16 protein-coding genes are annotated in these 19,925 nt (G+C 63.6%); 3 read left to right on the top strand and 13 right to left on the bottom strand.

The genetic code is table 11. The annotated features are described in order from the left end of the window. Position 1: 1 nt before the first annotated feature. From KSAC_RS10145 to hrcA, 5 genes are all read right to left on the bottom strand, one after another. Positions 2-352, bottom strand: a complete 351-nt coding sequence (locus KSAC_RS10145; RefSeq protein WP_243705190.1) for a hypothetical protein — start codon at positions 350-352, stop codon at positions 2-4. A 222-nt stretch (positions 353-574) separates the two neighbouring features. After that, a protein-coding gene (gene prfB / locus KSAC_RS10140) for a peptide chain release factor 2 (protein ID WP_102325056.1) occupies positions 575-1,706 on the bottom strand; the annotation gives its coding sequence in 2 pieces (ribosomal slippage) (positions 575-1,636 and positions 1,638-1,706; 1,131 coding nt in all). A gap of 68 nt (positions 1,707-1,774) precedes the next feature. Next, positions 1,775-4,339, bottom strand: coding sequence for a penicillin-binding protein 1A (locus KSAC_RS10135; protein ID WP_132305297.1), 2,565 nt, complete (start codon positions 4,337-4,339; stop codon positions 1,775-1,777). Between the two features lie 109 nt (positions 4,340-4,448). Then, on the bottom strand, positions 4,449-5,336 hold the full coding sequence (locus KSAC_RS10130) for an aldo/keto reductase (RefSeq protein ID WP_110546775.1): 888 nt from the start codon (positions 5,334-5,336) through the stop codon (positions 4,449-4,451). A gap of 117 nt (positions 5,337-5,453) precedes the next feature. Further along, positions 5,454-6,533, bottom strand: coding sequence for a heat-inducible transcriptional repressor HrcA (gene hrcA, locus KSAC_RS10125; protein ID WP_371207395.1), 1,080 nt, complete (start codon positions 6,531-6,533; stop codon positions 5,454-5,456). Positions 6,534-6,678: 145 nt separating this feature from the next. Here hrcA and rph point away from each other — a divergent pair, with 145 nt between their 5' ends. Beyond that, positions 6,679-7,407, top strand: a complete 729-nt coding sequence (gene rph / locus KSAC_RS10120) for a ribonuclease PH (protein ID WP_102325286.1) — start codon at positions 6,679-6,681, stop codon at positions 7,405-7,407. Then, a complete protein-coding gene (rdgB, locus tag KSAC_RS10115; RefSeq protein WP_132305295.1) occupies positions 7,404-8,021 on the top strand; it encodes an RdgB/HAM1 family non-canonical purine NTP pyrophosphatase in 618 nt (205 codons plus the stop codon). Before rph ends, rdgB begins: the two co-directional genes overlap by 4 nt. A gap of 71 nt (positions 8,022-8,092) precedes the next feature. On the opposite strand, the gene KSAC_RS10110 is transcribed toward rdgB, so the two are convergent. From KSAC_RS10110 to truB, 4 genes are all read right to left on the bottom strand, one after another. Further along, positions 8,093-9,511 carry an NAD(P)H-dependent flavin oxidoreductase gene (locus KSAC_RS10110; RefSeq protein ID WP_102325285.1) on the bottom strand — a complete coding sequence of 473 codons (1,419 nt, stop codon included), beginning with the start codon at positions 9,509-9,511 and terminating at the stop codon, positions 8,093-8,095. An 82-nt stretch (positions 9,512-9,593) separates the two neighbouring features. Then, positions 9,594-11,732: a polyribonucleotide nucleotidyltransferase gene (gene pnp, locus KSAC_RS10105; RefSeq protein ID WP_132305293.1), complete on the bottom strand. Its 2,139-nt coding sequence runs from the start codon at positions 11,730-11,732 to the stop codon at positions 9,594-9,596. 298 nt (positions 11,733-12,030) lie between these two features. Continuing rightward, positions 12,031-12,300 carry a 30S ribosomal protein S15 gene (rpsO, locus tag KSAC_RS10100; RefSeq protein WP_034927253.1) on the bottom strand — a complete coding sequence of 90 codons (270 nt, stop codon included), beginning with the start codon at positions 12,298-12,300 and terminating at the stop codon, positions 12,031-12,033. A 31-nt stretch (positions 12,301-12,331) separates the two neighbouring features. Then, on the bottom strand, positions 12,332-13,252 hold the full coding sequence (gene truB, locus KSAC_RS10095) for a tRNA pseudouridine(55) synthase TruB (RefSeq protein WP_132305291.1): 921 nt from the start codon (positions 13,250-13,252) through the stop codon (positions 12,332-12,334). A 257-nt stretch (positions 13,253-13,509) separates the two neighbouring features. Here truB and KSAC_RS10090 point away from each other — a divergent pair, with 257 nt between their 5' ends. Then, a complete protein-coding gene (locus KSAC_RS10090) occupies positions 13,510-14,481 on the top strand; it encodes an MlaD family protein (RefSeq protein WP_132305289.1) in 972 nt (323 codons plus the stop codon). Positions 14,482-14,565: 84 nt separating this feature from the next. On the opposite strand, the gene rbfA is transcribed toward KSAC_RS10090, so the two are convergent. From rbfA to nusA, 4 genes are read right to left on the bottom strand one after another with little or no spacing between them, the layout of a single operon-like run. Beyond that, positions 14,566-14,979, bottom strand: coding sequence for a 30S ribosome-binding factor RbfA (rbfA, locus tag KSAC_RS10085; RefSeq protein WP_132306226.1), 414 nt, complete (start codon positions 14,977-14,979; stop codon positions 14,566-14,568). A gap of 23 nt (positions 14,980-15,002) precedes the next feature. Next, positions 15,003-17,708: a translation initiation factor IF-2 gene (infB, locus tag KSAC_RS10080; protein ID WP_102325047.1), complete on the bottom strand. Its 2,706-nt coding sequence runs from the start codon at positions 17,706-17,708 to the stop codon at positions 15,003-15,005. Next, entirely contained in the window at positions 17,705-18,337 is a 633-nt protein-coding gene (locus KSAC_RS10075; RefSeq protein ID WP_243705370.1) for an RNA-binding protein, read from the bottom strand. The genes infB and KSAC_RS10075 overlap by 4 nt, the downstream gene beginning before the upstream one ends. 34 nt (positions 18,338-18,371) lie before the next feature. Next, a complete protein-coding gene (gene nusA / locus KSAC_RS10070) occupies positions 18,372-19,907 on the bottom strand; it encodes a transcription termination factor NusA (RefSeq protein ID WP_132305287.1) in 1,536 nt (511 codons plus the stop codon). Between the last annotated feature and the right edge of the window lie 18 nt (positions 19,908-19,925).

Below are 19,925 nucleotides of genomic sequence, written 5' to 3'. Positions count from 1 at the left end.
ATCAATCCACCTGTAACGTTTTCGGAACAATTTCCGGCTGACGCACCCGCCTGTCCCGCCCGATGACGGGGGCCGGAATGACCGGAACCTCCGGCTGGACCATGACCGGCAGCGGCATGGGGGGTGGCGCCGCAAGGAAGGGCGGCGGCTCACGGATGATCTTTATCGCAAGGGGGGGAAGCGGGCGGTATGGCTCGGGGAACATGGGTTTGGCCTTGGGCCGCAGCCCGTAGGCCAGCACGCCCACGACAACGACATGCACAAGCACGATCACGCCGATGATGCGCAGGTACGGCGTGCGTCGCCGCTGCCGCGCAGCGTAATCCAGTCCCATGACTTCGTCAGACCACATGCCATTCCTGTCCAGAGGCCACCGCGCGCATACCCCGCGCGGCCCTTACCGCCATTTGTTGCCAGATCATGAATTGGGCGTGGTCGGGGCGTGTGTGTCAAGCAGGATATGCAGCAGGGGCGAAACAAATTTATTATTACGTAACAAGGCTCCAGCCCCGAATACGCAAAAACCCCGCGGCCGGGGGCCGCGGGGCTGGAACACGACGGCCGTGCCGGATCGTTACTGCGCCTGCGCGCTTGCTTCCGATCGGGTGGCCCCCACGCGGGCGGCAAGGGCTGCGGCCATGAAGTCATCCAGATCGCCATCGAGAATGGCACCCGGATTGGTTTTCTCGACGTTGGTGCGCAGATCCTTGACCAGTTGGTAGGGCGCCAGCACGTAGGAACGGATCTGGTGCCCCCAGCCGATATCGGTCTTGCTCGCCTCGGTCTGGGCGGCGGCGGCTTCACGCCGTTGCAGTTCCTGCTCGTACATGCGCGCCTTCAGCATGGTCATGGCCGTGGCACGGTTACGGTGCTGGGAACGGTCGGTCTGGCACGCCACCACGATCCCGGTGGGGATGTGGGTGATACGGATGGCCGATTCCGTCTTGTTGACGTGCTGCCCGCCAGCGCCGGACGCGCGGAACGTATCCACACGCAGGTCGGCTTCATTGATCTCGATCTCGATCGAATCATCCACCACGGGATAGACCCAGACGGATGCAAAGGATGTCTGCCGCCGTGCCGCCGCATCGAAGGGGGAGATACGGACAAGGCGATGGACACCGGCCTCGGTCTTGAGCCAGCCATAGGCGTTGGGTCCGCTGACCTGGATGGTCGCGGATTTCAGCCCGGCCTGTTCCCCTTCCGAGCTTTCCATCATCGTGACCTTGTAGCCATGCTGCTCGGCCCAGCGGGTGTACATGCGCAGCAGCATTTCCGCCCAGTCCTGCGCCTCCGTCCCGCCTGCGCCGGCATTGACTTCAAGGTAGCAGTCATTGCTGTCAGCCTCGCCCGAAAGCAGGCTTTCGGTCTCGCGCCGCTTGGCTTCATCGGCCAGTGCGCGCAGCACGCCCAGCGCTTCGCCCACAACGGCCGAATCGCCTTCCATTTCGGCAAGCTCGGCCAGTTCGATCGTATCACGCACATCGGCCTCAAGCCGCTGCACGCCCTCGATCTGGTTGGCCAGCAGCGTGCGTTCACGCATGAGCTTCTGGGCGGCGTCGGAGTCGTTCCACAACTCCGGGTCTTCCGCCCGGTTGTTCAGTTCCGCGAGGCGGTCAATTGCGACATCCCAGTCAAAGATGCCTCCTCAGCAGTGCCACCGACTGCTTGATCTGGTCGTTCAGGGCCTCTGTCTCGGCAGACATGGGCTTGCTCCTTGGTCAACAGTAAACTGTGCGGGCATGCGCGCCGCCATGCCCGGCGATAAGGGGCGTCAATACAGGCCGCCCATGCCAATGTCACCCCCGGAAGACGGGGCCGGACCGGTATCGGCAGGGGCCGCCGGGTGCGCGACCGGGGCCGTGCCCTCCGCCGGGGTGGTGGGGTTACCCGGGGTTGCGGCCATATCGTTTTCGGAATCAGGCATGTTCTCGGCCCCCGTATCCGCAGCCGTCAGGCCCGTACCGGACCCGGCGCCCAGATCCACGCTCATACCCGGTTCCTGACCGGGCTTGAAGGCGTCGATCGCCATGCCCATGCCCGTATCGTAACGGGCCAGCCTTACGCCATCGGGCACCGGAAAATCCAGACGCGGGCGGCTGGCGAGCGCCGTCTTCATCACCTGATTCCAGATCGGCCCCGCGATGACGCCGCCCGTCTCGTTCTTGCCCAGTGACTGCGGGGTGTCGAAGCCGATCCAGACTACGGTCACCAGATCAGGAGAGAAGCCCGCGAACCAGGCATCGTTGAAATCCTGGCTGGTGCCGGTCTTGCCCGCGATGGGCCGGTCGATACCGGCACCCGCACGCACGCCGGTGCCACGGCGTATGACATCCTGCATCATCGCCACGATCTGGCTGGCGCTGGCGGCGGAAACGACCTGCGGGCGGGTATCGGCCATCTGCGGGCCGGTTGCGGGCGTTGCGTTGGGCTGCCACGCGATCCCGTCGGGCCGCCACATGACATTGCCGTTGCGGTCCTTGATGTCGTCAATCAGGGTGGGCGTAACCAGCCTGCCGCCATTGGCGATGGTGGCGTAGGCCCCGGCCTCCCGCATCACGGTGGTTTCCACGGCCCCGAGTGCCGCAGGCAGTACCAGCGGCATGGAATGGGCAAGGCCCAGCGTCTGGGCAAGCTGGGCGACAGGCTTCATGCCGATCTGGGCGGCCAGGCGGATCGTGACAAGATTGCGGGATTCGCGCAGGGCGTCATGCAGCGTGGTGGGGCCCCAGAAATCCTTTTCATAATTGCTGGGATGCCATTCGCCGTAGCTGACCGGGGAATCGTCGAATTTCTGCGATGGCGAGATACCGTTTTCCATCGCCGCGAGATAGACGAAGGGCTTGAATGACGAACCCGGCTGGCGCGCCGCCTGTGTCGCGCGGTTGAACTGTGATTCCTTGAACGACCAGCCCCCGACCATGGCCATGACGCGCCCGGTATGCACGTCAATGGTGGCCAGCGCGCCTTCCACATGCGGTATCTGCCGCACGGCGACGCCGCCGCCATCCGCCTGTGGCTCGATCAGTATCACATCGCCGGTCTGCACGCCCTTTCCGGTGCGCATCCATGCCCGGTCACGCGCCAGCAGGTCGCCGGTATGGGGCACGACAGGGTCCCGCCCTTCCAGCCAGCCCACACGCCCCGTCGCCGCCGACAGGACAACGGCCATGCGCCACTGCTCCAGTATACCGGCAGGGGGCGTGACATGGGCCAGTTCACTGGCCCACTCCCCGCCCACGTTCCGGGCATCGACATGTCCCACGGCCCCGCGCCAGCCGCCATGGGCGCGGTCGTACCGCTCCAGCCCGTCGCGCAGGGCCGAAGTCGCGACCTGCTGCAGATGCGAATCGAGCGACGTATGGACCGAAAGGCCACCTTCCATCGTGGTGCCGATGCCGTATCGTTCGATCAGTTCACGGCGCACCTCTTCGGCAAACCATTCGGAACCGGGCACCGGACCGGGACGGGTGAAGTTGGCGGGGACCAGCGGTTCAAGCTGGGCGGCATGCGCCTCCTCGGGCGTGATGACATGCAGGTCCGCCATACGGTCCAGCACCCAGTTGCGCCGGGTGGTCGCCGCCTGCACATAACGGTGCGGATTGTAGTTGGTGGGCGATTTGGGCAGCGCGCCAAGGAAGGCCGCCTCCGCATTGTCCAACTGATCCAGCGGCTTGTTGAAATAGGTCTGGGCCGCAGCGGCAATGCCGTACGCACCTTCGCCCAGATAGATCTCGTTGAGATAGATTTCGAGGATCTGCTCCTTGCTCAGCGTCTGTTCCAGACGCATGGCAAGCAGGGCTTCCTTGATCTTGCGGTCGATCGAGACAGCATTCGATCCCAGCAGCATGATCCGCGCGACCTGCTGCGTAATGGTCGAAGCCCCGATGGGACGATGCTTGGTGCCATGCATCATCATGTCGGTCAGCCCGGCGCGCAGGATCGCCAGCGGGTCGACACCGCCATGGGTAAAGAATTTCTGGTCCTCCGCGGCAAGGAAGGCGCTGCGCACGCGTTCGGGTATGGCGCTGTAAGGCACGAATATGCGCCGTTCTGCCGCCAGCTCGGCCATGACCTGATCATCGCCGGAATACAGGCGGCTCATGACCGGCGGCTGATAGGTGCGCAGGCCGTCCACGGTGGGCAGCCCCTCGCTCAGGCGCGCATATTCGCGCCATACGACCAGCCCGCCCACGCTGCCACCCAGCAGGGCCATGGCCAGCGTCGTGCCCGCAAGCCAGCGCACCATCCGGTATCGTGGCCGACGGGGGCTGGCGGTTTCCGGTCGGGAAGGTCCATCACTCCGGCCATCGCGGCCTGATCCGTCAGCAAGCGTCATCCGGTATCCAATAGGGAAAGAAAAGGGCCGTTCTGTGTCGAAGCCCCCTGTCTAGCATTGTCCGGCGGCGCCGTCGCCCCCGATCCATCTACCGGGATGCCGCCGGTCCCTATACGGCGTTACGGCTGCCCCATTCGGCGCGGCCTTCGTTATCAAGCTGATGGAATTCCTCATCACTCAGCACAATCGCTGCTGCGGCGGCGTTATCGGCCACATGTTCGGGGCTGCCGGTGCCGGGAATGGGCAGCATGACCGGCGCGCGGCGCAGCAGCCATGCCAGCGCGATCTGGCCGGGCTGGACACCTTTTTCCGTCGCAAGGCGGGTCAGGAACGTCTCGCCGCGCGTAAGCCCGCCCGCAGCGAGCGGTGCCCACGGGATGAAGCCGATATTTTCACGCGTGCAGTAATCCAGCACATCTTCCGAATAGCGGTTGACCAGATTGAAGCGATTCTGGACCGTGGCGACGGGAAAATACAGCCGTGCGCGCTCGATCATCTCGACCGTCACTTCCGACAGGCCGACATGGCGGATCAGCCCCTGCGCGCGCATGGTGGCGATCGCCTCGAACTGCTGTTCGGGCGTGCAGTCCGCGCCGACACGGTGCAACTGCCACAGGTCGATGCGTTCCACACCCAGCCGGCGCATGCTCATCAACACGCACTGACGCAGGTAATCGGGGTTGCCCACCGGCTTCCAGATATTCGGCCCATGCCGCGTATGGCCGCCCTTGGTGGCGATGACCGTGTCGGGATAGGGATGCAGCGCCTCGCGGATCAGGTCCTCGCTGACATAGGGACCATAGGCATCCGCCGTGTCGACGAAATTGATCCCCAGTTCGGGCAGGCGGCGCAATGTCGCAAGGGCCGCCGCCCTGTCGGCGGGTTCGCCCCATATGCCCGGACCTGTAATGCGCATGGCCCCGAAGCCCAGCCGCGTGACCTCAAGGTCACCGCCAATCATGAACGAACCGGACCGCCTTGCATCGGGAGTGAACATCCCATCCTCCTTGCGCTTTCGGCACGCCGTGGAGACGGCGCGCGGTTACTGTCGTGTAACCATAATGGGGGGCCGCGAGTCCGGTTGCATGTATGGGCTGCATCACACCCCTACCCTTCAGCCCAGCATGCGGCCGATCACGCGCGCGGTGTAATCGACCACGGGAATGATACGGGCGTAATTGATGCGCGTCGGCCCGATCACGCCAATCGCACCCACGATCCGGTTGCTGTCCGTGCGCGCGGGGGCGACGACGACCGACATGCCCGCCATCCCGAACAGCCCGCTTTCGGCACCGATGAAAATGCGTACCCCTTCCGATTCGCGCGCCAGATCAAGCAGACGCAGCATGGTTTCCTGCGTTTCCAGCCGCTCGAACAGCATCTGGATGGTGGTCAGGCGTTCGATTTCGGTCACATCGGCCAGCAGCCGCCCCTGCCCGCGAATGAACAGGGTGCCCCCGCGTTCGTCAGCGCCACTCCACGTTGCAAGGCCACTGGCAACCACTTCCGCCGTCAGATGATCGAGTTCGGTACGGTTGGCGGTCATGTCGGTGCTGACCGTCTCGCGCAGGCGGTCCAGCGTCTGGCCCGACAGATGGGCATTGAGGTAATTCCCCGCCTCCACCAGTGCGGAAGGCGGCAGGCCAGACGGTGTCTCGATCACGCGGTTTTCGACCTGACCGTCCGCGCTGACCAGAATGACCAGCGCCCTGCCCGGACCAAGGGCCACGAATTCGATATGCTTGATGACGGTGCCATCGCTTTTCGGGGCCATGACCACGCCTGCGGCACAGGACAGGCCCGACAGCATGGATGACGCCTGCGCCAGCATATCCTCCAGCGACCGACCCTTCACATCCAGCATGCCCGCGATGCTTTCGCGTTCCTCATCACTCAGGCTGCCGAACTGGAGCAGGCCATCCACAAACAGCCGTACGCCCTTTTCCGTGGGCAGCCGTCCCGCCGACGCATGGGGGGAAAACAGCAGCCCCGCATCCGTCAGCTCCGCCATGACGTTACGAATCGTGGCGGGTGACAGCGACAGCGGCAGGCGCTGCGACAGCGTGCGCGAACCCATCGGCTCGCCCGTTTCGACATACTGTTCCACGATTTCGCGCAGGATCGCGGCGGAGCGGGCATCCAGCCCCGATAACAGGGGCGGCGGCACTACGTGGGATCGGGTTTCCATAGCCATGCCTCCTGCCTTTCATGCCTCAGTTCATGCGGGCGTCCCGCATGGCCTTCATTATAGCAGATCAATCACATCCCTGCCCACGCGGGACTGGAAAAGGGGGCGGATTGCAGGCTATGCCGCCCCATCACTTTGCGGAGTTATGCCCATGCGTCCATCCGGCCGTGCCCCTGACGCCCTGCGTCCCGTCTCCATCCAGACCGGCTTCGCCCGCCATGCGGAAGGTTCCGCCCTGATCCGCATGGGGGGAACCGAAGTCCTGTGTGCCGCCAGTGTCGAAACCCGCGTACCACCCTTCCTGCGCGGCAAGGGACAGGGCTGGGTCACGGCGGAATACGGCATGCTGCCGCGCGCCACCCACAGCCGCGGCCACCGCGAAGCCGCCAAAGGCAAGCAGAGCGGCCGCACGCAGGAAATCCAGCGCCTGATCGCGCGTTCCCTGCGCGCGGTGACGGATCTGAAGGCGCTGGGAGAAATCTCGATCACCGTGGACTGCGACGTGCTGAATGCCGATGGCGGCACGCGCTGCGCCGCCATTACCGGCGCATGGGTCGCCCTGCGTCTGGCGCTGGAAAAGCTGGTACGTGACGGCACGCTGGCCGCCCTGCCGCTCAAGGGACAGGTGGCGGCCGTGTCATGTGGCCTGACGGCGGAAGGTGCGGTGCTCGACCTCGATTACGATGAGGACAGCACCGCCGCCGCCGACGCCAATTTCGTCCTGACCGCCGAAGGGGGCATTGTTGAAATTCAGGGCACGGCGGAAAAGGACCCCTTTACCGAAGACCAGTTCAACGCCCTCATGCGTCTGGCGCGCACGGGCACGGCGGAACTGTTCCGCATACAGGCCGCAACCATCGAGCAGGTGACCAGGGCATGAATACGCACACCAATCGCCTGCGCCGGGGGGATACGCTGGTCCTCGCCACCCATAACCGGGGCAAGGTTGCGGAATTCGCCGCCCTGCTGGCCGGGTATGACATCCGCGTTGTCTCGGCTGGTGAACTGTCGCTACCTGAACCGGAGGAGACGGCCGACAGCTTTGACGGCAACGCCATCCTCAAGGCGCAGGCTGCGGCGAAAGCTGCCAACCTGCCCGCTCTGGCCGATGATTCCGGCTTCTGCGTCGCAGCACTGGGCGGTGCTCCGGGCATCTTCTCGGCCCGCTGGGCCGGGCCGGAAAAGGACTATCCCGATGCCATGCGCCGCATCCACGAACAGATGGGCGACACCCCCGATCGCAGCGCATGGTTCATTTCCGTGCTGTGCCTGGCATGGCCGGATGGAAACACCGAAACCTTCGAGGGACGGATCGATGGCCATGTCGTCTGGCCGCCGCGCGGCACGAACGGGCATGGTTACGATCCTGTTTTTGCCCCCGGCAAGGGCACCCGCAGCTTTGCCGAAATGACGGAAGCGGAAAAGAACGACATAAGCCATCGCGCACTGGCTTTCGCCCTGTTCCGCGATGCCTGCCTGCCCATGACGGACTGAGCGGTCCCGTCTCAGTAAAAAAGGCTGGCTCCCGGGGGATGCCAGCCTTTTTCATGTCCGCATGAACGGGTTTAACGCCCGGTCAGTATCCGTTCCATCAGTTCCGCCACCGTCGGCACATGGCCGTTGGCGTAAAGCGGGTCGGTGGCGAAGCGCCAGGCATTGGTGCCGCCGAACATCAGGTTGTGATCCATCACCTCATCCTGATCCGGCCCATGGGCATGGGCGACGGCCTGAAGGGTCTTCTGGATACAGTAGGAACGCGGGTCCGCCTTGTGCCCGTTGGAATAGGCGGGCGGACGTTGCGACCAGTTGGAAAAGCGGCATTCCGACAGGCAGCCCATGCAGGCCCCCTGATCGGCAAGGATTTCGCGTGCCTTTTCCGGGGTCACGAACACCAGCGTATTGTCCGGCGTGCGCATGGCCTCGGTATAGCCTTCTTCCATCCACAGCTTTGCACGCTGCCCGTCTTCGGGCGTGACGAAGACCTGCCGGCCGCGCGCGCCAATGGCCAGCGCCATGGTATGCGCGCCCAGTTCCTCGGGCGAGAAGGCAATCTGCCGCTCACTGCGTGCCCGCAGTTCATGCAGGAAGCTGTTGTTGACGGCGGATGAATAGAAACCCGTGGGCGAGAAGCGGTTGAGGAACACGTCCCCTTTCTTCAGCGTCAGCAGGCGGCGCTTCCACGAATCGGGAATCGGGCTTTCGCGCGTCAGCAGCGGTCGCGTGCCGAACTGAAAGGCGATCGGACCCAGTTCGGGATTGTCGATCCAGTCCTGCCATTCCTCCAGCCACCAGACGCCACCGGCCATGATGATGGGGGTATCATCCAGTCCGAAGCTGCGCATCTGCTTGCGCAGCGCCAGCACGCGGGGGAACGGATCTTCCGGCTCCAGCGGGTTTTCGGTGTTGGACAGGCCATTATGACCACCCGCGCGCCACGGGTCTTCATAGACGACCGCGCCGAGCAGATCGCCCGTCTTGTGATAGGCCCGGCGCCACAGCGCGTTGAACGCGCGTGCGGATGACACGATGGGATAGTAATGGATACCGAACCGCGCGGCGATTTCCGACAGGCGATACGGCATGCCCGCACCACAGGTCAGACCCTGGATCAGTCCCGGCGCGCCTTCCAGCACCCCGTTGATGACCCGTTCCGCCCCGCCCATTTCCCACAGGATATTGGCATGGATACGTCCCTTGCCGCCTGCGATCTCATGCGCGATGCGCGCCTGCGCGATACCGCCACGAATGGCGTAATCGACCAGTTCCTCGTGCCGTTCGCGCCGCGTCCTGCCGTGATAGTCCTGCGGGATGACATTGCCATCCCCGTCATAGGAATCGGCGTTCACGATCGAGACCGTGCCCACCCCACCGGCCGCGGCCCAGTGCCCCGCGGAAACGCCGGTTGAGATCGAGACGCCCTTCCCCCCTTCGACCAGGGGCAGAATATCCGTCCCGCCCATACGGATCGCATTGATCGGCTTCATCACCATTCCATCGTCATGTATCTGCCCCCGCAGGCGGCCACGCCTGATGCGTGGCCGGCCGCCGGGGTGTCATTTCCGCGTCTTAGCGCGCGGCAGGCGCCCGACCGGGCTTCGCGCCCACGGTCTCGGTGATGTCGGCACCAGTTTCCTGATCGACCACGCGCATGGACAGCTTGACCTTGCCGCGATCGTCGAAGCCCAGAACCTTCACCTTCACCTCGTCTCCCTGCTTGACGACATCCGTCGTCTTGGAGACGCGGCCCTGCGCCAGTTCGGAGATGTGGACAAGTCCGTCACGCGGGCCAAGGAAGTTCACGAACGCACCGAAATCGGCGGTCTTCACAACCTTGCCGTTGTAGATCTGGCCCACTTCGGGCTCAGCCACGATACCACGGATCCGCTCGATGGCCTTTTCGGCCTGCTCGTCGGAAGTGGCGGCAATCATGATCGTGCCGTCATCGTTGATGTCGATCTTCGCACCCGAATATTCAACGATCTCACGAATGACTTTACCGCCCTGACCGATCACATCGCGGATTTTTTCCTTCGGCACGGAGATCGTGGTGATCTTCGGCGCGGAGGAAGAAACATCCGAACGGCCTTCGGTCAGCGCCTTGGCCATTTCGCCCAGGATGTGCAGACGGCCGTTACGGGCCTGACCCAGCGCGATCTTCATGATTTCCGGCGTGATGGACGTGATCTTGATGTCCATCTGCAGCGCGGTCACGCCCTTTTCGGTGCCCGCCACCTTGAAGTCCATGTCACCCAGATGATCTTCGTCACCCAGAATGTCGGACAGCACGGCGAATTCGTCGTCTTCCTTGATCAGGCCCATGGCGATGCCCGCCACCGGGCGCTTCAGCGGAACACCGGCATCCATCAGCGCAAGCGACGTGCCGCATACCGTGGCCATGGAAGAAGAGCCGTTGCTTTCCGTGATCTCGGACACGACGCGCATCGTGTACGGGAAGGTATCCTTGCCCGGCAGCAGCGGGTGGATGGCGCGCCATGCCAGCTTGCCATGACCGATTTCACGACGGCCCGGCGAACCCATGCGCCCGCACTCACCAACCGAGAACGGCGGGAAGTTGTAGTGCAGCATGAAGTTGGTGCGGTATTCGCCTTCCAGCGCGTCCACGATCTGCTCGTCCTGCGCGGTGCCCAGGGTGGCCACCACCAGCGCCTGCGTCTCGCCACGGGTGAACAGGGCGGAACCATGCGCGCGCGGCAGGATGCCGACCTCGGACACGATCGGACGGATCGTTTCCAGATCGCGGCCATCGATACGGTAACCGGTGTCGAGCACTTCCGTGCGGACCACGTCGGCTTCCAGATCCTTGATCATCGGCTTGGCCGCATCGGCGTCGGCCTCACCGATCTTGGCAAGGATCGCTTCACGGGCGGCGGCAACCTTCTTGTAACGAACCTGCTTGGCCCGTTCCTTGTAGGCTTCGGCGATCAGGGCACGACCGACCTTGTCCACCTTCTTGCGCAGCTTGATTTCCTCAGCCGTCGGCTCGGCCAGGTCCCACGGGGCCTTGGCTGCGTTTTCGGCAAGGTCGATGATCGCGTCGATCACCTGCTGGAAGGCTTCGTGACCGAACGTCACGGCGCCCAGCATCACGTCCTCGGACAGTTCCCCGGCCTCGGACTCGACCATCAGCACGCCTTCGGACGTGCCGGCCACGACCAGATCCAGCTCGCTCTCACGCACCTGCGAGATTGTCGGGTTGAGGATGTACTTGCCATCGCTGTAACCCACGCGCGCCGCGCCCACCGGACCGAAGAACGGGATGCCGGACAGCGTCAGCGCCGCCGAGCAGCCGATCAGCGCCACAACGGCGGGATCGTTTTCCATGTCGTGGCTCAGAACGGTCGCGATGACCTGAACCTCGTTACGGAAGTTTTCGGGGAAGAGCGGGCGGATCGGACGGTCGATCAGGCGCGAGTTCAGAACCTCGGCCTCGGTCGGACGACCTTCACGCTTGAAGAAGCCACCGGGGATCTTGCCCGCGGCGTAGGCTTTTTCCTGATAATTGACCGTAAGCGGGAAGAAATCCTGCCCCGGCTTCACATTCTTGGCGCCAACAGCCGTGCAGAGCACGACCGTATCGCCATAGGTTACGACAACCGCGCCATCGGCCTGACGGGCGACCTTGCCCGTTTCCAGCACCAGCGGGCGACCGCCCCATTCGATTTCCTTGCGAAAATAATTGAACATCCAGACAACCCTGTCCGTTGACTGCCGCAATGCAGGCGGGCCGGACATTGGAACATTGATGGCAGCGCCTCGGACGGCATGGAGTGATGACGGCACTGCCGTCAGAACACCATGTGGCCTGAAACGCTGCGATCCGGTCCGGACATCTCCGCCGTGGCGTCGGCAGCGTGTTGATGGCACCCGTTATGGGTACCTGAAAATATCCGGCGCCGCCGGGCGCGGCCATGCACATGCATGCGCCGCACCCGGACGGGCCGAACGGGAACGCATTATGACCGCGATCCCGTCATGTCGCAAATCAGCGACGCAGGCCGAGGCGCTTGATCAGTGTTTCGTAGCGGGCCTGGTCCTTGCGCTTGACATAATCAAGCAGGCGGCGGCGGCGGCCGACCAGCATCAGCAGACCACGGCGGGAATGGAAATCCTTCGCGTGGGTCTTGAGGTGATCGGTCAGGTTCACGATCCGCTCGGTCAGCAGGGCAACCTGCACTTCCGGTGAGCCCGTGTCCGTGGCGGCGTTCTGGTATTCGCCAATCAGCGCCGTGCGGCGTTCAGCAGTAATCGACATCGTCTTTCTCCATTACAGACAGATATTCAGTTCACAGCATGCGTACCGATCGCAGCCAGCCGTCCACGGGACGGCACAGCCCGACCACACGCGCCCCGTCCATCGCACGCACGACCCCGCTGCGGGGATCGGTGTGGTCCGGCATCCGGTCCGCCAACTGGTTAAGGTCCAGGGCCTGACCGTATGACAGGGCATCCGCTTCCTCACGGGTCAGGGCCAGCGCCGGGATGTCGGCCAGCGCGGTCGCGACCGGAAGCAGCAGATCCGGGGGAGCAGGCGCGTTGTCGGCGCTTGCGACAATTTTGTCCAGTGGAATCGCATGGGATTCATCAAAAGGCCCCACGTTCAGCCGCCGCAGCGCCACCACATGACCCACCGTGCCACAGGCCTGCGCGATATCGCGTGCGAGCGAACGCATGTACACTCCCTTGCCCGACACCACCTCGAACACCGCCGTATCGGCATCGGGCCGGGCGATCAGTTCAAAACGGTCGATATGCGCGGGCCGTGACTGCAGTTCGGGTGCATTCCCCGCGCGCGCAAGGTCATAAGAACGCTTGCCGCCCACCTTGAGGGCAGAAAACACCGGCGGCACCTGCATGATATCGCCACGGAACGCCCCAAGCGCCGCCGCAAAGGCCGCGTTATCGGGGCGCACGTCGGATACTGCCGTCACGTTGCCATCGGCATCGTCACTGTCGCGTGCCTCCCCTATGCGCAGGGTGAAGTGATAACGCTTGGTGCCATCCATGATATAGGGCACGGTCTTGGTCGCCTTGCCGAAGGCTATCGGCAGCAGACCGGTCGCCAGCGGGTCCAGCGTGCCGCCATGGCCAGCCTTGGCCGCATCGAACAGGTAGCGCGCACGGCCCACGACCTGCGTGGATGTCATGCCCGACGGCTTGTCGATTATCAGCCAGCCATCAAGCGGGCGTCCACGTTTGCGTCGCATTGCACGGCACCTTGCATCCAGTCAGGGGGAAGGCGTGCGTTTAGACGAGGCACGCAGGCACGGCAATGCCCCATTCCATCAGGGGGGCTGGCCGTAAGGGACACACATGATAGTAAGGGCGAAGGTGGCACATGCCTGCCATCACCCTATCCCGCTTTGCCAGGCGTGGATGTGGTGCCATCTTGCGGCAAACAGGCGCATGGGTATCGTGTTCCTGGAATATTTTTTCATTCCGCGTGTAGGGAGACCTGAACACCATGGCTGAACGGCAGACCACGGTCGGTGCATTTGTGTTGGGTGGCGCCCTTCTTGGTGTGACGGCCATCGCGCTGTTCGGGAAATTCCATCCCTTCTCCCCCACCAGCCACGCCGTGGTCGTATTCGACAGCCCCATCAACGGTCTGGGTGTGGGTGCGCCCGTCACGTTCGACGGCGTGCAGGTCGGGCATGTGGAACGTATTTCCGTCCAGTTCGATCCCGACACGCATCAGGCCTATATTCCCGTAACGCTGGAACTTGAGGCCAATGGCGCGCACATGGCGACCAGCCATGGCAGGGCGCTCGATACACATGAACTGCCCAGGCTGGTCGAACGCGGCCTGCGCGCCGAACTGCATATGCAGAGCTTCGTGACCGGGCAGGAAGAAATCGACCTGACATTCGATCCCGCCACACCGGCGCACCTGCATCCCGGCTTCAGCGGATATACGGAAATCCCGGCGCGGGAATCGGAAATGCAGCGCCTGACCGATGCGCTGACGACGCTGCCGCTCAAGAACATCGCCAATAATGCCGACACCATGCTGGTCAGCATCCGCACGCTGGCCGACCGGCTGGACAAGGACCTGCCGCCGCTGGTGGACAGCGTACGTGCCACCTCGGACCACACACGGGTAACGGTCGATACGGCAACCGACGCCATCCGTGATCTGGACCACCGGATGGATACGACGCTGGCCTCCATCGACCATCTGGCCAATACGGGCACGGCCCAGCTTGATGCGCGGGGCAGCGAACTGCACACGCTTCTGGTCAATTCCAATGATACGGTCACCGAGGCCAGAGGCGCGCTGGCCGGGCTGCACGACATCACGGCCCCCAGTTCCGCTGACCGTTCCAATATCGATTCGTCCCTGCGCGACCTTGCCGCAGCGGCAGCGGCCCTGCGCGGTTTCGCAACCGATGTGGAACGCAACCCGCAACTGCTGCTTATGGGACGTCGTAACTGACCTGCCCGCGCATCTGACATTTACAGAAAAGGCCGGTCTGGCATTTCGCCAGACCGGCCTTTTTCAGTCAGTCCGCATGACGGATCAGTCTTCCAGATCGCGCCTTACTTCCGGCTGACGGAGCATGCTGTCGACCTCCATCGCATAATCCAGCGCCGTATCAGGCTGGAAATGCAGGTCCGGCACCCCGCGCAACCTGAGCGCATGGGACAGACGTGTCCGCAGGAACGGGCTTACACGCTTGAGGGCAGGCAGCAGTTCCGCCACGTCACTACGCCCCAGCCGCGCTACGAATACCGTCGCGTGCTTCAGGTCGGGTGAGATGCGGACTTCGGTAACGGTGATATGGACATCGGCCAGATCCGGGTCGCGGAATTCGGTACGGGCAAATATTTCCGCCAGTACGCGACGCACTTCTTCCGCCACGCGCAACTGGCGCTGCGAGGGACCTGATGCGGAATGGCCGGCAAGATTCCCTGCCGGCCCGCTCTCGCTCATCCCTTTTCTGGATGAATTACGGCTCATGCCGGGACGAGTTCCATTTCATAACATTCGACAACGTCGCCCTCACGCAGGTCATTATACCCTGCGAAGGACAGGCCGCATTCGTAACCGCGCGCCACTTCCTTCACGTCGTCCTTGAAGCGCTTGAGCTGGCTCAGATCGCCTTCATGGATCACGACGTTGTCACGCAGCAGACGGACACCACAGCCGCGCTTGACCACGCCTTCGGTGACGTAGCAACCGGCGACCTTGCCGACCTTGGTAATTTCGAAAACCTTGCGGATTTCGGCATAGCCAAGGAACTTCTCGCGATGCTTCGGCGCGATCTTGCCACGCACAAGCTGTTCCACATCGTCCGCCACCTGATAGATGATGGAGTAGTAGCGGATATCCACACCCTCGCGCTGGGCCAGTTCACGGGCCTGCGTCGTGGCACGGACATTGAAGGCGATCACGACCGCACCCGATGCCTTGGCAAGCTGCACATCACTTTCCGTGATCTGGCCGACCGTGGCATTCAGCACGCGGATCTTGACTTCCTCATGCTCCAGCTTCTGCACCGTCGCCTCAAGGGCTTCAGCCGAACCCTGCACGTCCGCCTTGATAAGGACCGCGACTTCCTTCTGCGCACCTGCCTGGATACGGGCAAGCATCTGATCCAGCGTGCCGCGTGCGGCAGTCTGGCCCGCAGCCATGCGATCCTTGATCACGCGCTGGCGGAACTCGGAGATTTCGCGGGCGCGATTCTCGTTTTCCACCACCACGAACGGCTCACCCGCACCCGGAACCCCGGTGATGCCCAGGATTTCAACCGGCATGGACGGACCTGCTTCCGCCAACTGGCGGTTACGGTCGTCAATCATGGCGCGCACACGGCCCCATTCGGCCCCGGCCACCACGATGTCGGAACGACGCAGGGTGCCTTTCTGGACCAGAACGGTTGCAACCGGACCACGTCCACGATCCAGACGGCTTTCGATCACGGAACCTTCCGCCACCCGGTCCGGGTTGGCTTTCAGGTCAAGGATTTCAGCCTGCAGCAGGATCGCTTCTTCAAGCTTGTCCAGCCCGGTGCGCTTCAGCGCCGAGACTTCGACATCCTGCGTGTCGCCACCCATGCTTTCCACCACGATTTCGTGGTTCAGCAGTTCCTGACGCACCCGGTCGGGATTGGCGTCGGGCTTGTCGCACTTGTTGATGGCCACGATGATCGGGGCATCAGCCGCCTTGGCGTGCTTTATGGCTTCGATCGTCTGCGGCATCACGCCATCATCCGCCGCAACCACCAGCACCACCACGTCGGTGACGGAGGCGCCACGGGCACGCATGGCGGTGAAGGCTTCATGGCCCGGCGTATCGATGAAGGTGATCTTCGCGCCAGAGGCCAGCGACACCTGATACGCACCGATATGCTGGGTGATGCCCCCGGCTTCGGCATTGGCGACATCGGTCGTGCGCAGCGCATCCAGCAGCGAGGTCTTGCCGTGATCGACGTGACCCATGACGGTCACGACCGGCGGACGCGGCTTGAGATCTTCAGCCTGATCCTCGATACCCTCGATTCCGATCTCGACATCGCTATCGGCGACACGGCGCACACGATGGCCGAATTCCTGCACGACCAGTTCCGCCGTGTCGGCATCAAGCGACTGGGTGACGGTCGCCATGACGCCCATCTTCATCAGCGCCTTGATGACCTCGCCCTGACGGGCGGCCATACGGTTGGCCAGTTCCTGCACCGTAATGGTCTCGGGCAGGATCACGTCACGCACCACACGGACCTGATCGGAACGCAGGCGCTCCAGTTCGGCCTGACGGCGCTCACGTTCACGCTGGCGGCGGACCGAGGCGAGCGAGCGGGTCTTGTCGTCATCCCCCTCGATCGCGGCCTGCACGTCAATGCGCCCGGCGCGACGGCTGTCATTGCTTTTCTTTGCGCCGCCCGAGGGACGGCGGTTCGGCACGGCATTCCCACCGGGACGACGGCTGGGACGACGTTCTTCCTCGCCCCCTTCCGCACGACCGGTGCGCAGGCGCAGTGTCTCACCCGCACCGGCTCCGGCTCCGGCACCCGGGGCGCGGGCGGTCGAAGCGCCACCACCAGCCGGACGCGACGGACGCACCGGCTGTGCGGGCATGATCGCCCGTTCGGCCAGAGGACGCAGGCGCTGCATCGGCGGGGCCAGCGTGACCTCACCGGGAATCGGCACGGAAGAAACGACCGGGCCAGCAGGCTCGACAGCTTCAGGTGCCGAGGCCTTAGCCGCGCTCTGGGCTTCCCGCTTGCGGGCTTCCTCCTGCGCTGCGGCATCTGCCTGAGCCTGTGCCTCTTCTTCGGCACGGCGGGCATTTTCCTCTTCCTGCCTGCGGGCTTCTTCCGCAGCGGAGAGAATCGTGATCTTTTCCTGCTCGCGCAGATCTTTCTCGCGCTGAACAGCTTCGCGACGCTGTTCTTCCAGCACACGCTGGCGGGTCGCCAGTTCGGCCGCCGTCAGGGCGCGACCGCCCCGTCCACCGGCGCGACCGCCAGCGGGCCCCGATCCATTACCCGCAGCCCCGGCCCCGCGCTTCTTGCGCACCTCGACCTGGACTACCTTTGATCGACCATGGCTGAAGCTCTGCCGCACGGAACCGGCATCCACCGTCCGTCCGACTTCCCTCCGGCCCGCCGGCCGCAGGGACAAGCGTCCCTTACCCTGATCCTGATCGTTGCCTTCGCTCATGTACCCGCCTGTTCACACCGTCCGGCGGACCGCTCCGCCGAATTCGGGCCAGTCCTGCCGGACAAACCCGCAAAACGTTCACTCTCGATACGGAAACGGCGTGCCAGTTCACCATGCAGCATCGCTGCATGAACAACATGGTCACGGCCAAATGCCGCACCCAGACCCGATGCCGTAGGAACAACCGTAACCGGAAGGTCCCGTGCACCGGACAAAACTCTCTTCCTCTCGTCGGGACTGCCATCGGCCGCCTGGATGACCAGACCGGCGCGACCGCCCACAACCCACTCACGCACCTTGGCGAAACCGCAGACAATCTGCCCGGCCCGCCGTGCCAGCCCCGCGACATCCATCATCCGCCGCAGCAACCCGTCTACTACAAGATGGGTCAGGTCAGGGGGAATAACAACCCTTCCCCGTGCCGCGCGGGCGAATACGCCACGTGTGCGTGCTGTTTCTAACACATCCGCGCGTGCGCTCAACCAAATTCCCCGTCCGGGCAGACGTGCGGAAAGATCAGGGATCACGACTCCATCGGGGGAAATGACGAATCTGATCATTTCCTCCTTGGGCAACCGGACACGGGTGACGACACAGCGGCGCAGCGGACCGCGCTCTTCCTGTGTGATGTCATCCGCGTCCTGCGCGTGCGTGTTATCCTGCTCAGACGTCGGACGTCTCCTGCGGGGCCGCGTTTTCATCACCATCGAACCAGTGCGCGCGCGCCGCCATGATGATTTCGTTGGCCGCATCTTCATCAATGGCATCGCTGCCAAGGATTTCAACCAGTTCGTCACCGGCAAGGTCGGCCAGGTCATCAAGCGTCTTCACGCCCTTTTCACCCAGCGTCACCAGCATCTGGTTGGTGAACACGCCCAGCACGGCGATGTCGTCCGTGACGCCAAGCTCACGGCGCTTGTTGTCCAGTTCCTCTTCCTGCCCCGCAAGGTAGCCTTCGGCGCGACGGACCAGTTCACCGGCCACGTCTTCGTCAAAGCCTTCGATGTTGGCCAGTTCATCGGGATCGGCGAATGCCAGTTCCTCGATGGAATGGAAGCCTTCGGTCACCAGCAGCCCGGCGATGACATCGTCAACGTCCAGTGCTTCGACAAACAGGTTGCTGCGGCGACGGAATTCTTCCTGCCGGCGCTCCGATTCCTCGGCCTCGGTCAGGATGTCGATATCCCAGCGCGTCAACTGGCTGGCAAGGCGGACGTTCTGCCCGCGCCGCCCGATGGCGAGGCTGAGCTGATCATCGGGCACTACAACCTCGACACGACCGGCTTCCTCATCCATCACCACCTTGCTGACTTCAGCCGGGGCAAGGGCGTTGACAACGAAGGTCGCGGCCTGCGGGCTCCAGGGGATGATATCGATCTTCTCGCCCTGAAGTTCCTTCACCACTTCCTGCACGCGGCGGCCACGCACACCCACGCACGCGCCGACCGGATCGATCGAGGCATCGCGTGAAATGACAGCCATTTTCGCGCGCGAACCGGGATCGCGGGCCACGGCCTTGATCTCGATGATGCCATCATAGATCTCGGGCACTTCCTGCGCGAACAGCTTGGCAAGGAATGCCGGATGCGTGCGGGACAGGAAGACCTGCGGGCCACGGGGTTCGTCGCGCACATCGTAGATATAGGCGCGGACGCGATCGGAATTGCGGAAGCTTTCGCGCGGGATCAGCTCATCACGGCGCAGCAGGGCTTCTGCATCACCGATTTCGACCAGCAGGTTGCCGTATTCCGTGCGCTTGATGGTCCCGTTGACGATTTCGCCCACGCGGTCCTTGAAGTCATTGAACTGGCGGCGACGCTCGTATTCGCGCACGCGCTGGACAATCACCTGCTTTGCCGTCTGGGCGGCGATACGCCCGAAATCGATGGGCGGCAGCGGATCGATCAGGTATTCGCCAAGCTGGATTTCCGGCTTGAACTTGCGCGCGATGTACAGCGGAATCTGCGTTTCTTCATTTTCCACCGCCTCGACCGCTTCGGTCCAGCGCGAAAGACGCACATCCCCGGTCTTGCGGTCGATCGTGGCGCGGATATCCTTTTCATGACCGTATTTGGCGCGACCGGCCTTCTGGATGGCCTGCTCCATCGCTTCCAGCACTTCCTCGCGGTCGATCGACTTTTCCCGCGCTACGGCATCGGCCACCAGCAGCAGTTCGGGACGGGCAACGGACGTATCCATCAGTGTCTCCACAACATC

This window comes from Komagataeibacter saccharivorans, from assembly GCF_004348195.1.
GTDB lineage: Bacteria > Pseudomonadota > Alphaproteobacteria > Acetobacterales > Acetobacteraceae > Komagataeibacter > Komagataeibacter saccharivorans.
The sequence above is the reverse complement of the archived record's forward strand: the minus strand, read 5'-3'. Positions and strand labels throughout refer to the sequence as shown.